The sequence below is a fragment of the Azospirillum canadense genome, assembly GCF_025961225.1.
Lineage (GTDB): Bacteria > Pseudomonadota > Alphaproteobacteria > Azospirillales > Azospirillaceae > Azospirillum > Azospirillum canadense.
On sequence record NZ_JAOQNG010000001.1, the window covers coordinates 2,848,471 to 2,860,365 of the forward strand.

Below are 11,895 nucleotides of genomic sequence, written 5' to 3' on the forward strand. Positions count from 1 at the left end.
GAGGGGGCGCCCGCAGGGCGTCCAAGCACTGCAATGAGCGTGCCTTGTCGGCCTTACGGCCGCCCCCTCACTCCGCCCCTCTCTCCAGGGGGAGAGGGAGTGATGCTTTCCCCAAGAGGGCAAAAAGATGCATTACGTCGTTCTCGGGGCGGGGCCGTCGGGCGTTGTCGCGGCGGAGACCCTGCGGAAGGCCGATCCCACCGGCACCATCACGCTCGTCAGCGGGGAGAACGAGCCGCCCTATTCCCGCATGGCCATCCCCTACGTGCTCACCGGCAAGATCGGGGAGGCGGGGACCCACCTGCGCAAGGGCGAGGACCATTACGCCGCCCGCGGCATCGACGTGCGCGTGAACGCGCGCGCCACATCGCTGATGCCCGACCACAAGCGGATCGACTTCGCCGACGGCAGCCACATGAAGTACGACCGGCTGCTGGTCGCCACCGGCGCGCGGCCCGTCCGTCCGCCGATTCCCGGGCTGAACCTGAACGGCGTCCACCATTGCTGGACGCTGGAGGATGCCCGCAACATCATCAAGCTGGCCGAGCCCGGCACGCACGTCGTGCTGATGGGCGCCGGCTTCATCGGCTGCATCGTGCTGGAGGCGCTGGCCGCCCGCGGCGTGCAGCTGACGGTGGTGGAGATGGGCGACCGCATGGTCCCGCGCATGATGAACCCCATCGCCGGCACCATGATCCGCCGCTGGTGCGAGGCCAAGGGCATCCGCGTCCTGACCAACACCAAGATCAAGGCGTTGCAGAACGTCGCCGCCGAGAAGAGCCGCGGCATCTTCGGCTTCCTGAAGCGGCGGGCGCCTACGGAAGCCCGCGACACGCTGGACGTGGAGCTGGACAGCGGCGAGATGCTGTCGGCCCACCTCGTCGTCGTGTCGGCCGGCGTGGCGCCGAACGTGGATTTCCTGGCGAACAGCGGCGTGAAGGTCGACCGCGGGATCATGGTCGACCGCTACATGCGCACCAGCGTCAACGACGTCTTTGCCGCGGGCGACGTGGCCCAGGGCTACGACTTCTCGACCAAGGCGCACGACGTCCACGCCATCCAGCCGACCGCGTCGGAGCATGGGCGCATCGCCGCCATGAACATGGCCGGCCATAACATCCAGTACAACGGCAGCCTGCAGATGAACGTGCTGGACACCGTCGGGCTGATCTCCAGCTCCTTCGGGCTATGGGCCGGGGTGAACGGGGGCGATTCGGTGGAGATCGTGGACGACGCCAATTACAAGTACCTGAACCTGCAATTCGCCGACGACGTGCTGGTCGGCGGCACGGCCATCGGCGTGACCCAGCATGTCGGCGTGATGCGCGGGCTGATCCAGACCGGGACCAAACTCGGTCCCTGGAAGGAGCGGCTGAAGGCCGATCCGCACCGCCTGATGGAAGCCTACATCGCCCGCACCCATCTGACGTGAAGGCAGGCCGAAGGCCGGGGAACATGATTCACCACCAAGGCACCAAGACACCAAGAGTCCTCGACCTGGGCACGTCGTGGCTTCTTGGTGTCTTGGTTGTGACCATCGTCGCCGGCCTTCACCCCTTTCGCGGAGGGACCCATGGAAATCGTCGTCAAGCTCTACGCCACGCTGGCCCAGCACCTGCCGCCGGGGGCGAAGCAGAACCAGACGCGGCTCGACCTGCCGGACGACGCCACCCCGGCGCACGTCATCGGGCGGCTGAACATGGCGCGGGAGAAGTGCCACCTCGTGCTGGTCAACGGCGTCTACGTGGCGCCGAGCCAGCTCGACCGGCACCCGCTGAAGCCCGGCGATGCCGTCGCCATGTGGCCGCCGGTCGCCGGGGGCTGATCGCCGGAGCATGATCACCAAGGACATGGCGCTGACCAGGGACGACCTGCTGCGCCTGTTGCCCGGCGCGCTGGACGGCCTGCCATGGCGGGCCGACGCCGACCGCATCCGGATCGGGGAGGAGGTCGGCGTGGACCTGCTGATTGAGGCGCTGCCGCCGCGCCGCTTCGGCCCGGTCGACATCCCGCGGCTTTGCGTCGGCTTCGCCTTCCGCGGCTGGGGCGAGGCGGAGCGGGGCGCCTTCCTCGCCCGCTTCGACCGCGCCTTCCAGCGTGGGGGCGGGTGAAGACGTTGGGAACCGCACGGCCCCGCTTCTGTTGCCGGAGTCCATCCAGCAACCGGAAGGCCAGAGCCATGGCGGACACCCCCCAGCAACAAAGCCCGCAGCAACAAAGCCAGCAGCCCGACGAAACCCCGACCCCAATCCACCGCACGGACATCGAACCCGTCTGCGACGAGGAAAGCGGCGGCGGCGGATCTAACCCCGACACGCGCTTCCGCGGGATGCCCGGCGGCTGGCCTGGCGGCCCGCTGGACGAGGACTGCGCCCCGACCGACCGCGGCGAACCGGACAGAGCGAAGACGCCGGACCAGCCTACCCCCGACGGAAAAAGGCCGTAGCCTTTACGGGTCCGCCTCGAATTGGTCGTAGCCGCGCGCCGCCCCGGTCGCTAAAACAAGGCTCGTCAGGCACCAACCACGGGCTCGCGACCGGCATGCTGAAGCGCCTCTACGACTGGACCATGGCCAAGGCGGCCTCGAAGAACGCCACCACTTGGCTGGCGGGCGTGTCCTTCGCGGAAAGCTCTTTCTTTCCGATCCCCCCGGACCTGCTGCTGGTGCCGATGGTGCTCGCCAACCGCCAGGCGGCGTGGCGCATCGCGGCGATCTGCACGCTGGCCTCCGTGGTCGGCGGCATCGCCGGCTACATGATCGGCTATTTCCTCTACGAGGCGATCGGCCGCGCCGTCATCGATTTCTACCACCTGAACGACCAGTTCGAGGTGCTGCGCCAGAAGTTCGTCGACTACGGCGCGGAGATCCTGATCATCAAGGGCATGACGCCCATCCCCTACAAGCTGCTGACCATCACCGCGGGCGTGGCGAAGCTCGACCTGTGGGTGTTCATCGGCGCGTCGATCATCTCGCGCTCCATGCGCTTCTTCCTGGTCGCCGCCCTGCTCTACTGGTTCGGCGAGCCGGTCCGCAACTTCATCGAAAAGCGCCTGACCCTGGTCACCAGCGCCTTCGCAGTCGCCCTGATCGGCGGCTTCCTGGTCATCAAGCTGATCTGACCCCAACCCTGCGAATCGCCGCGACACCCCGCGCTCCACCCTGTTGACGCTCGCGAGCGAAGCGACATTGGGGAGACAGGCGATGCGGACGTTGCAAGGGGCCACGGTGGTGATCACCGGCGCGTCGAGCGGGATCGGGCGCGCAACGGCGCAGGCCTTCGCGCGGCAGGGCGCGCAGCTGGTTCTGGCCGCCCGGCGGGAGGGGCTGCTGGACGAGGTGGCCGAGGAATGCCGCGGGCTTGGCGCCGAAGTGGCGGTGGTGCCGACCGACGTGACGGACGCGGACGCCGTCAAGCGCTTGGCCGACCGGGCGGTGCAGGCCTTCGGCGCTATCGACGTGTGGGTCAGCAACGCCGGCGTCGGGGCGCTCGGCCGCTTCGAGGAAACGCCGGTCGAGGCCCATCACCGCGTCATCGAAACCAACCTGTTCGGCCCGCTGCACGGCGCCCACGCCGTCCTTCCGGTCTTCCGCCGCCGGGGCCGCGGCGTCCTGATCAACACCGTGTCGGTTGGCGCCTGGGCACCCGCCCCCTACGCCGCCGCCTACGCCGCCAGCAAGTTCGGGCTGGAAGGGCTTCTGGAAAGCCTGCGGGCGGAGCTGGTGGACGAGCCGGGCATCCATGTCTGCGGCGTCTACCCGTCCTTCACCGACACGCCGGGCATGACGCACGGCGCCAACTACACGGGCCACGAGCTTCAGCCGGAAAGCTCCCTCCACGACGACCCGGAGGACGTGGCGGAGACCATCGTGGCCCTGGCGCTGAAGCCGCGCGCTCAGGCCATGGTCGGCGCGCTGACTCCGCTGACCCGGCTGGGCCATGCGGTGGCGCCGCGCCTGATGGAGAAGATCGCCGGCCACGGCGCGCACCGCCATTTCGGCAGCACGCCTCCCGCCCCGGCGACCGACGGCAACCTGTTCGAGCCCATGGAGCAGGGTCGCGGCGTCACCGGCGGCTACAAGACCGCACCCCCCGGCTGGGTGTCGCCGCTGGTCGTCGCCAGCGTCGCGGCCGCCGCGGCGGCGGCCTACGCGGGCTACGCGCGGCGGCAGCACGGGCATGAAGACCAGCCGGACCGCCGTCATTAGAGTCTTGGTTTTGCAGGACGGGTTGGCCAGAATGCCGACCCGTCCATCCATTCCAGGTCCGAGATCATCATGCCGAAGCCGGCGACGCCGCGCGGCCGTACGCCCGCTCCTTCCCGCACCCGCCGGGCTCCAACCCCGCAGCGCGATGCCCCGCCGCGGGAGGAAGCGCCGAAGAAACTGTTCCGCGTCGCCGGCCTGTCCGCCGTCTCCGCCCTGTTCGCGCACGACGCCGGCCGGGTGGAGCGGCTGTTCTTCGACGAGCGGCTGGCGCCGGCGGTCGGCACCTTCTGCAAGGCGCTGGCGGCGGCGCGCAAGCCCTACCGCATGGTCGACGCGGAGGAACTGGCGAAGGTCGCCGGCACAGTGCTGCACGGCGGGGTGGTCGCCCTGATCGCGCCGCGCAACGTGCCCGCCTTCGACGCGGAGGAGGCGCGGCGCTGGGCGGCGGACGGGCAACCGCTGCTGATTCTCGACGGAGTCGGCAACCCCCACAACCTCGGCGCCATCCTGCGCACCGCGGCGTTTTTCGGGCTGCCGCGCGTCGTCGTCTCCGACCATCCCGGCCAGGCGCTGCCGTCGGAGGCCGCCTACCGCGTCGCCGAGGGCGGGTTCGAATGGGTGGAACTGTACCGGGCGGCCAACCTGCCGGCTGCGCTGAAGCGGCTGCGCGGGGCCTACCGCACCGTCGGGACGGCGCTCGGCCAGGGCCGCGCGGTGACGGACGTCGCCACGCTGGCCCAATCCGACAAGCCGGTCGCTGTGGTGATGGGCAACGAGGAGGACGGCATGTCGCCGGCCACGCAGGCCGCCTGCGAGGACATCCTGACCATCCCCGGCACCGGCCACGTCCAGTCGCTGAACGTGGCGGCGACCGCGGCCATCCTCATCCACGCGTTGGCCAAGCCGGTGAAGGGGTAGTCGCGGGAAAGGGATCACCACAGAGACACAGAGATACAGAGGGCGTGATTTCTCCGTGTCTCCGTGTCTCTGTGGTGAAATCCCGCCATCGCGACCCGCGCCTCAGCCACCCACCACGGCAATCATCACCAGCGCGACCACGACGATGATCACGATGGGCAGCATGTCCACGCCGCCGCGGTTCCAGGTCGGCGCCCGGCGCGACCCGTGGCCGTGGCCGCCGTGGGCGTGGCCCAGTCCTTCGTCCTCCCAGCCATGGACCGACGGTTTGACGCCGGGGACGGAGACGGCCGGCGCCGCCGGGCTCGCCAGGTCCACCACGCCTTCCCCCCGGGCCGAGTCGTAGGCCCGGGCGCCGCGCGGCCGCCTCAGCCGCTCGTCGTCGAGTTCCACGTCGATGCCGGCGGTCTCCAGCCGCTCCACCACGACGGCGACCTCCTCCGGAGTCATGGTGTCGACCGGGATCGCACGGCCGAGCTGCTCGATGCTCAGCCGGTTGCCGTGGCGACGGCCCTCCTCGGCCAAGCGTTGTAAGGTGTCGTTGTCGATCGCCATGTCATTCCCTCCCGCTCGTCAACCTTGGACTAAACGCGGAAAACGCGGGAAAGCTCCCGTCACACCGCGTCGAAGCTAAAACCAAGCGGTTCGGCGGCGCGGAAGGCGATTTCCACCTCCCGCCGCATCTCCTCCTCCTGGCCCAAATAGCGCGGGGAGAAGTGGAAGGGCACCACCCGCCGCGCTCCGGCCGCCGCACCCAGCCGGCCGGCCTGCTCCGTGGTCAGGTGGCGGCGCGCGGCGGCGGTCTCCGCGTCGGCGGCGCGGAAGGGGGATTCGATGAACAGCAGGTCCACGCCGCGGGCCAGATCGACGATGCGCGCGGCGTTCTCCGGCGTGAAGGCGGCGTCCACCACATAGGCGATGGCCTGCCCGGCGGTGACCGACAGCGCCTCCGCCTTCAACTGCCCGAGCGGCAGGACCACCGTCCCGCCGTCGCGGCCGGGGGCCTCGATGGGCGCGTCGTCGTTGTCCGCCCGGAACACGGCACGCTTCAGGTCGCGCAGCCATGGCCCGACGGCGAGGCCCAACCGATCCAACCCGTCGCGGAAGACGTTGACGTGCGCCGGCTCCTCGATGCGGAAGGCGAGGCTGGGGATGCCGTGGTCGAGTGATACGGCGCGCACCGCCAGCGTGTCCTCCGCCACCAGCAGCCCGCCGTTGAGCTGGACGGTCCGATCCGCCTCGCGGGCGAAGCGGCGGCGGCTGTGGAATTCGGCCGTCAGCGCCGTGCCGTCCCCCTCCACCGCGGTCGCCGTCACGACGAAATCGGCCGCGTAGCCCGGCGCGAGATTCCAGGTGTAGGCGGCGAACTTGCCGGCCACCCGGTCGACGAAGCCCGGCGGGCCGAACAGATGCAGCGCCTTCTCCCGCCCCAGGCAGACGCGCAGCAGCCGGTCGAAACCGGCGAAATGGTCCATGTGGGTGTGCGAGACGAAGCCGTGCGTGGTCCGCAGCAGCAGGCGCGGCGGCACCGGCGCCAAGTCGCCGAGGTCGAGCAGCAGGCAGCGCCGCTCGAACCGGACCTCCACCAGGACGCCGGGATCGCCGAAGGGCGGGTTGACGAGCTGGGGGTGCAGCAGCGGGTTCAGCGGGTCGCCTCCAGGGACGGTGTTGGTGCAAACCGCCCGCGCGGCGCCCCGGTTCCGGCGTCCTCGCGGAAGCGTGACCGGCGGGCTCCCTTGCCGTTCACCGGTCGGGACCCGACATACGCCTTCCATCCTACGCCAAGGGAGACGCCCAGATGCTCGGAATGTTCCTGCGCAAGCCCGTCGAGCTGCCGAGCGCGGAAGAGGCCTTGCCCGGCCGCGACACGCCGATGCCGGTCACGACCCGCCATCACGTCAACGGCAACCCGCTCACCCCGCCCTTCCCGGACACCCTGGAGGTCGCCGACTTCGGCCTCGGCTGCTTCTGGGGTGCGGAGCGGAAGTTCTGGCAGACGCCCGGCGTGTGGACCACCATGGTCGGCTACCAGGGCGGCCACACGCCCAACCCGACCTATGAGGAGGTCTGCTCCGGCCGCACCGGCCACACCGAGGTGGTGCGCGTCGTCTACGATCCCGCCAAGGTCCGCTACGAGGATCTGCTGCGCGTCTTCTGGGAGGCGCACAACCCGACCCAGGGCATGCGCCAGGGCAACGACGTCGGCACCCAGTACCGCTCCGCCATCTACACCCACAGCGCAGCACAGCAGCAGGCCGCCGAAGCGAGCCTCGATGCCTATCAGGCGCGGTTGAAGCAGGCCGGCTTCGGCCCGGTGACCACCGAACTGCGCGAGGCCCCGCCCTTCTACTACGCCGAGGACTATCACCAGCAGTACCTGTCCAAGAACCCCGGCGGCTACTGCGGCCTGGGCGGCACCGGGGTGACCTGCGCGGCGTGATCCGCGTGGTCGTACGGCGCGGTGTTGCGGGAGGCAATCACCCGCCACTGCGACATCCGCGCGACAGGGGCGGGGTGGCGTGATCGGGGCAAACCCTCGCGGTTGCGCCCGCCCTCCCCTTCCGAGTATGGTTCCGGCGGTCCATGAAAGCTCCAGGGGGCACCCCCGCGGGGCGCCGCCCGAGAATTCCGCGCCCAATCGATGATCAAGGAAAGAACCGAGCTGGCGACGCCGCACCTGAGCGGCCTGCTTGACTTTTGGCTCACCAAACGCGTCGGCGACAAGCCGCCGATCTCCAGCACGATTGCCCCGGCCGACCTGCGGCCGTGGAAAGACAATATTGTGATCTTCGAGGTCATCGGCGAAGACGACTTTGTCTATTCCTATTACGGCAAGGCTCTGGCCGCGGCGTTCGGGCATTCGCGCCTGGGCGCCACGCTGGACGAGTTGCCGGAGGAGCAGCGCGCCATCCTGCGTCCCGAATACGCGTCGGTGCTGCGCGAGCGGATGCCGGTCGCCCGCGTCTACACCGCCGATTTCAGCGGCACGACGCGCAGTTGGGAACGGCTCGCCCTGCCCATGTCCAGCGACGGCGACCTGATCGACAAGCTTCTGGTCGCCGCCTATGAGCTGATTCCCGACGATCCGGTTGTCGAGGAGCCGACGGGCGAAGACACCGCGCCCAACGACACCGAGCCGGAGCTTGTCGTGACGGACGAGGATGTCGAGCCCGACACCGCCGAAATGGACGACGCCGGCTGGCCCGCGGCGGCTGAGGACGAGGTTGCCGAGGATGAGACCGCCGAGGATGAGGCCGCCGAGGATGAGGCCATGCCGGTCGATCCCACGCCGGTTGATTCCGACGAGGACGGCGCCGAAAGCCTCCTTGAGGACGATCACGACGCGTCCGACGCCGAAGACCCCGCCCGACCGAATTCCACCGACTTGAAACCGGGAGCCCCGGCATGACGCCGCGCACGCCCCACCTGACCGCGCCCGCCACCCAGTCCGGAGTCGTCACCGCCGACGAGTTCAATCTGTGGTGCGCGCTGAACGGCCGCCCCTTCAACCTCATCCCCAACACGCGGACCGATGGCCGCGTGGCCTGGGACGTGGAGGTGCTGCCCGGTACGCCGCGCGCCGGCACGGTCTATTCGACCAACCTCGCCGACGAGTCGCTGGCGGTCGTCGCCGGCTTCGCCTTCCTGTCGGGGGTGGAGTGGGCCTACGAGGCACGCGACCCCATGGACGACCCGGCCCCGGTCGTCGTCCCCGCCCCGCTGCCGGATCACGCGGCGGAGATGGAGATCGAGGCGGACGAGGAAGCGGACGAGGAGGCCGGCGCCGAAACCGACCTTGAGGACGAATCGGCGGAGGCCGGGGACGAACCGGTGCTTGGCGAATTGGCGATGGACGATGCCCCGGACCTCGGTCCGGAGGAGGAGGCCGGGCACCCCTACAGCCTGCCCGCGGCCACGCTGCTGCAAAGCCCGCCGCCGCGCCCGCCGCAGCAGCATGACGAGACCGTGCTGGCCCGCAACGCGCGGATGCTGGAGACGGTGCTGAAGAACTTCCGCGTCCGCGGCGAGATCATGGACGTGCGCCCCGGCCCCGTCGTGACGCTCTACGAGTTCGAGCCGGCGCCCGGCACCAAGTCGGCCACGGTCATCAACCTGACCGACGACATCGCCCGCTCCATGAGCGTGGTCACCGCCCGCATCGCCATCGTGCCCGGCCGCAGCGTCATCGGCGTGGAGCTGCCGAACCCGGTGCGCGAGATGGTCTACCTGCGCGAGATGTTCGACCATCAGGCCTTCGCCGAGTCGCAGGCCCAGCTGGCCATCGCGCTGGGCAAGGACATCAGCGGGGAACCGGTGGTCGCCGATCTCGCCCGCATGCCGCACCTGCTGGTCGCCGGCACCACCGGGTCGGGCAAGTCGGTGGCGATCAACACGATGATCCTGTCGCTGCTCTACCGCCTGCCGCCGGAGCGCTGCCGCTTCATTATGGTGGACCCGAAGATGCTGGAACTGTCGGTCTACGACGGCATCCCGCACCTGCTGACCCCCGTGGTGACCGACCCGAAGAAGGCCGTGGTGGCGCTGCGCTGGGCCGTGCGCGAGATGGAGAGCCGCTACGAGGCGATGTCCAAGCTCGGCGTGCGCAACATCGAGGGCTACAACGCCCGCATCGCCGAGATGATCGCCAACGGCGAGCCGATGCCCCGCCGCTCCGCCCCCGGCGAGGCCGAGAACGTCTTCGACCTGACCCCGCAGGAGCCGGCGCCGCTGCCTTACATCGTGGTCATCGTGGACGAGATGGCCGACCTGATGCTGGTCGCCGGCAAGGAGATCGAGGCGGCCATCCAGCGCCTCGCCCAGATGGCCCGCGCTGCCGGCATCCACCTGATCATGGCGACGCAGCGCCCGTCGGTGGACGTGATCACCGGCACCATCAAGGCCAACTTCCCGACCCGCATCAGCTTCCAGGTGACGTCGAAGATCGACAGCCGCACCATCCTGGGCGAGGCCGGGGCGGAGCAGCTGCTTGGCCAGGGCGACATGCTCTACATGGCCGGCGGCGGCCGCATCACCCGCGTGCATGGCCCCTTCGTCTCCGATTCGGAGGTTGAGGAGATCGTGCAGTTCATCAAGTCGCAGGGCGCCCCCAACTACGTGACCGCCATCACGGAGGAGGAGGAGGAAGCCATCGCGGAGGACGACGACGAGGGCGGCGGCGGCAACAGCGGCGACGACCTCTACATGCAGGCCGTCAACATGGTGGTCCGCGAGGGCAAGGTGTCCGTCAGCTTCATCCAGCGCCAGCTCCAGATCGGCTACAACCGCGCTGCCCGGCTGGTGGAGCGCATGGAGACGGAACGGGTGGTCGGCCCCGCCAACCACCAGGGCAAGCGCGAAGTCCTGCTCTCCTCCGCCGGCCTTTCGGCCAAGCGCGCGGGGGTCTGATACCGGGAAGGGGCCATGGGATGAAGGCGCACTTCGAGCAGTTCGCGCGGTACAACCGCTGGGCCAACCGCCGCCTCTACGCGGTGGCGGCCCAGCTGTCCGACGCGCAGTACCGCGAGGACCGCGGCGCCTTCTTCCAATCCGTGCGCGGCACGCTGAACCACCTGCTGGTCGCCGACCGCGTGTGGCTGCGCCGCATCGAGGGCGCGGGCCCGACGCCCACAGCGCTCGACGAGATCCTCTGCGACGGCTTCGCGGAGCTGCGCGCCGCCCGCGAGGCGGAGGACGAGCGGATCATCCGCGTCGTGGCGGCGCAGGATGAAAACCGGTTCGGCACGATCTTCCCCTACCGCTCCATGAACGGGCAGGAACATGCCCTGCCCTTCACGGCGATCCTGACCCACATCTTCAACCACCAGACCCACCACCGCGGCCAAGCGCACACGCTGCTGAGCCAGTTCGGCCTGCCCGCCCCCAGCATCGACTTCGCGTACTTCCTTCTGGACAAGTAAACCCACCCATCCTAAGGCGCCGGCGCGTCAAATCCGCGAGGGCGACAGGCGGAACTCCACCACCGCGTCGGCGACGGCCAGTTGGTTGATCAGCTGCATGGGGTCGGGCGACCCGTTGGCTTGCAGCGTGATCTGGTATTCGAAACGGCCGCCGTCGGTTTGCAGGTGGAAGGCCCAATCCGTGATGTCGTAGCCGTGTTCCCGCGCCTTCGCGCGGATCACCTCGGCCGACGGCGCCTTCTCGCGCAGGAAGACGATCGCCAAATGCATCACGGTCTGGTGCGGCAGCGCCGACTCCAGCCGCCGGAACCCGCTCATCACCAGGATGGTCAGCACCGCGGCCCCCACGGCCGCCCCGTAGAAGCCGAGACCGAGCGTCACCCCGACCGCCGCCGCCGTCCAGATGGAGGCTGCCGTGGACAGCCCGCGGATCGAGAAGCCCTCGCGCATGATGACGCCGGCGCCCAGGAACCCGATGCCGGTCACGATGCCCTGGATGACGCGCGTCGGGTCTCCGGCCGCGGCCACACCGGTGCCGCCGTACCACAGCGTCGGATACCCTACGACGACCGTCAGCGCCGCGGAGGCGAGGCAGACCAGCCCGTAGGTCCGCATGCCCGCCGCCCGCCCGTGGTAGCTGCGCTCGTACCCCATCAGGATGCCGAGGCCGAGCGCGCCGACCAGATGCAGCAGGACGATGCCGTTGGCGACCAGCTCGGCTTGGGCCCAATAGGCGCTGAGAATGTCCATGGCCCCTTCCCGCAACGACCGACGCGAGGATGGAAGTGTAGGCGCCAGTTGGCCTACGAACGATATGTCAAAGAGCGTCCGAGCACTGCGGCAAATTGGTTC

Annotated in this window: 14 protein-coding genes; 11 read left to right on the forward strand and 3 right to left on the reverse strand. The window is 69.6% G+C overall.

All coding sequences use genetic code 11. From position 1 onward, the window contains the following. Window positions 1-127: 127 nt before the first annotated feature. The 7 genes from M2351_RS13550 (at window position 128) to M2351_RS13580 (ending at window position 5,125) form a co-directional block, all read left to right on the forward strand. Window positions 128-1,432 carry an NAD(P)/FAD-dependent oxidoreductase gene (locus tag M2351_RS13550; protein ID WP_264656570.1) on the forward strand — a complete coding sequence of 435 codons (1,305 nt, stop codon included), beginning with the start codon at window positions 128-130 and terminating at the stop codon, window positions 1,430-1,432. 141 nt (window positions 1,433-1,573) lie between these two features. Beyond that, window positions 1,574-1,825 (forward strand): MoaD/ThiS family protein, encoded by a 252-nt coding sequence (locus tag M2351_RS13555; protein WP_209769544.1) that lies wholly within the window; start codon window positions 1,574-1,576, stop codon window positions 1,823-1,825. Window positions 1,826-1,835: 10 nt separating this feature from the next. Then, complete coding sequence (locus M2351_RS13560) at window positions 1,836-2,111, forward strand: hypothetical protein (protein ID WP_264656571.1); 276 nt, start codon at window positions 1,836-1,838, stop codon at window positions 2,109-2,111. A 68-nt stretch (window positions 2,112-2,179) separates the two neighbouring features. Next, window positions 2,180-2,446, forward strand: coding sequence for a hypothetical protein (locus M2351_RS13565; RefSeq protein ID WP_264656572.1), 267 nt, complete (start codon window positions 2,180-2,182; stop codon window positions 2,444-2,446). Between the two features lie 95 nt (window positions 2,447-2,541). After that, entirely contained in the window at window positions 2,542-3,120 is a 579-nt protein-coding gene (locus M2351_RS13570; RefSeq protein WP_264656573.1) for a YqaA family protein, read from the forward strand. 82 nt (window positions 3,121-3,202) lie between these two features. After that, entirely contained in the window at window positions 3,203-4,207 is a 1,005-nt protein-coding gene (locus M2351_RS13575; RefSeq protein WP_264656574.1) for an SDR family oxidoreductase, read from the forward strand. Window positions 4,208-4,276: 69 nt separating this feature from the next. After that, window positions 4,277-5,125: a TrmH family RNA methyltransferase gene (locus M2351_RS13580; protein ID WP_264656575.1), complete on the forward strand. Its 849-nt coding sequence runs from the start codon at window positions 4,277-4,279 to the stop codon at window positions 5,123-5,125. A gap of 102 nt (window positions 5,126-5,227) precedes the next feature. Here M2351_RS13580 and M2351_RS13585 read toward each other — a convergent pair whose 3' ends face one another. Both M2351_RS13585 and M2351_RS13590 read right to left on the reverse strand, forming a co-directional pair. Next, a complete protein-coding gene (locus M2351_RS13585) occupies window positions 5,228-5,680 on the reverse strand; it encodes a hypothetical protein (protein WP_264656576.1) in 453 nt (150 codons plus the stop codon). A 59-nt stretch (window positions 5,681-5,739) separates the two neighbouring features. Beyond that, window positions 5,740-6,900 carry a ribonuclease Z gene (locus M2351_RS13590; protein ID WP_264656577.1) on the reverse strand — a complete coding sequence of 387 codons (1,161 nt, stop codon included), beginning with the start codon at window positions 6,898-6,900 and terminating at the stop codon, window positions 5,740-5,742. Window positions 6,901-6,923: 23 nt separating this feature from the next. On the opposite strand from M2351_RS13590, the gene msrA reads away from it, so the two are divergent. The 4 genes from msrA to M2351_RS13610 all read left to right on the forward strand — a co-directional run bounded on the left by msrA (window position 6,924) and on the right by M2351_RS13610 (window position 11,043). Next, a complete protein-coding gene (gene msrA / locus M2351_RS13595; RefSeq protein ID WP_264656578.1) occupies window positions 6,924-7,565 on the forward strand; it encodes a peptide-methionine (S)-S-oxide reductase MsrA in 642 nt (213 codons plus the stop codon). Between the two features lie 201 nt (window positions 7,566-7,766). Next, a complete protein-coding gene (locus M2351_RS13600; protein ID WP_264656579.1) occupies window positions 7,767-8,534 on the forward strand; it encodes a PAS domain-containing protein in 768 nt (255 codons plus the stop codon). Further along, entirely contained in the window at window positions 8,531-10,531 is a 2,001-nt protein-coding gene (locus M2351_RS13605; protein ID WP_264656580.1) for a DNA translocase FtsK, read from the forward strand. Before M2351_RS13600 ends, M2351_RS13605 begins: the two co-directional genes overlap by 4 nt. 20 nt (window positions 10,532-10,551) lie before the next feature. After that, window positions 10,552-11,043 carry a DinB family protein gene (locus tag M2351_RS13610; RefSeq protein WP_264656581.1) on the forward strand — a complete coding sequence of 164 codons (492 nt, stop codon included), beginning with the start codon at window positions 10,552-10,554 and terminating at the stop codon, window positions 11,041-11,043. Between the two features lie 27 nt (window positions 11,044-11,070). Here M2351_RS13610 and M2351_RS13615 read toward each other — a convergent pair whose 3' ends face one another. Next, window positions 11,071-11,793: an MgtC/SapB family protein gene (locus M2351_RS13615; protein WP_264656582.1), complete on the reverse strand. Its 723-nt coding sequence runs from the start codon at window positions 11,791-11,793 to the stop codon at window positions 11,071-11,073. Window positions 11,794-11,895: the final 102 nt, after the last annotated feature.

Excerpts from the sequence above, each read along its gene's own strand:
- msrA (WP_264656578.1), top strand. The coding sequence starts at position 6,924 with ATGCTCGGAATGTTCCTGCGCAAGCCCGTCGAGCTGCCGAGCGCGGAA.
- M2351_RS13600 (WP_264656579.1), top strand. The coding sequence starts at position 7,767 with ATGATCAAGGAAAGAACCGAGCTGGCGACGCCGCACCTGAGCGGCCTG.
- M2351_RS13585 (WP_264656576.1), bottom strand. The coding sequence starts at position 5,680 with ATGGCGATCGACAACGACACCTTACAACGCTTGGCCGAGGAGGGCCGT.
- M2351_RS13565 (WP_264656572.1), top strand. The coding sequence starts at position 2,180 with ATGGCGGACACCCCCCAGCAACAAAGCCCGCAGCAACAAAGCCAGCAG.
- M2351_RS13590 (WP_264656577.1), bottom strand. The coding sequence starts at position 6,900 with ATGGAAGGCGTATGTCGGGTCCCGACCGGTGAACGGCAAGGGAGCCCG.
- M2351_RS13570 (WP_264656573.1), top strand. The coding sequence starts at position 2,542 with ATGCTGAAGCGCCTCTACGACTGGACCATGGCCAAGGCGGCCTCGAAG.
- M2351_RS13560 (WP_264656571.1), top strand. The coding sequence starts at position 1,836 with ATGATCACCAAGGACATGGCGCTGACCAGGGACGACCTGCTGCGCCTG.
- M2351_RS13550 (WP_264656570.1), top strand. The coding sequence starts at position 128 with ATGCATTACGTCGTTCTCGGGGCGGGGCCGTCGGGCGTTGTCGCGGCG.
- M2351_RS13615 (WP_264656582.1), bottom strand. The coding sequence starts at position 11,793 with ATGGACATTCTCAGCGCCTATTGGGCCCAAGCCGAGCTGGTCGCCAAC.
- M2351_RS13580 (WP_264656575.1), top strand. The coding sequence starts at position 4,277 with ATGCCGAAGCCGGCGACGCCGCGCGGCCGTACGCCCGCTCCTTCCCGC.
- M2351_RS13555 (WP_209769544.1), top strand. The coding sequence starts at position 1,574 with ATGGAAATCGTCGTCAAGCTCTACGCCACGCTGGCCCAGCACCTGCCG.
- M2351_RS13605 (WP_264656580.1), top strand. The coding sequence starts at position 8,531 with ATGACGCCGCGCACGCCCCACCTGACCGCGCCCGCCACCCAGTCCGGA.
- M2351_RS13610 (WP_264656581.1), top strand. The coding sequence starts at position 10,552 with ATGAAGGCGCACTTCGAGCAGTTCGCGCGGTACAACCGCTGGGCCAAC.
- M2351_RS13575 (WP_264656574.1), top strand. The coding sequence starts at position 3,203 with ATGCGGACGTTGCAAGGGGCCACGGTGGTGATCACCGGCGCGTCGAGC.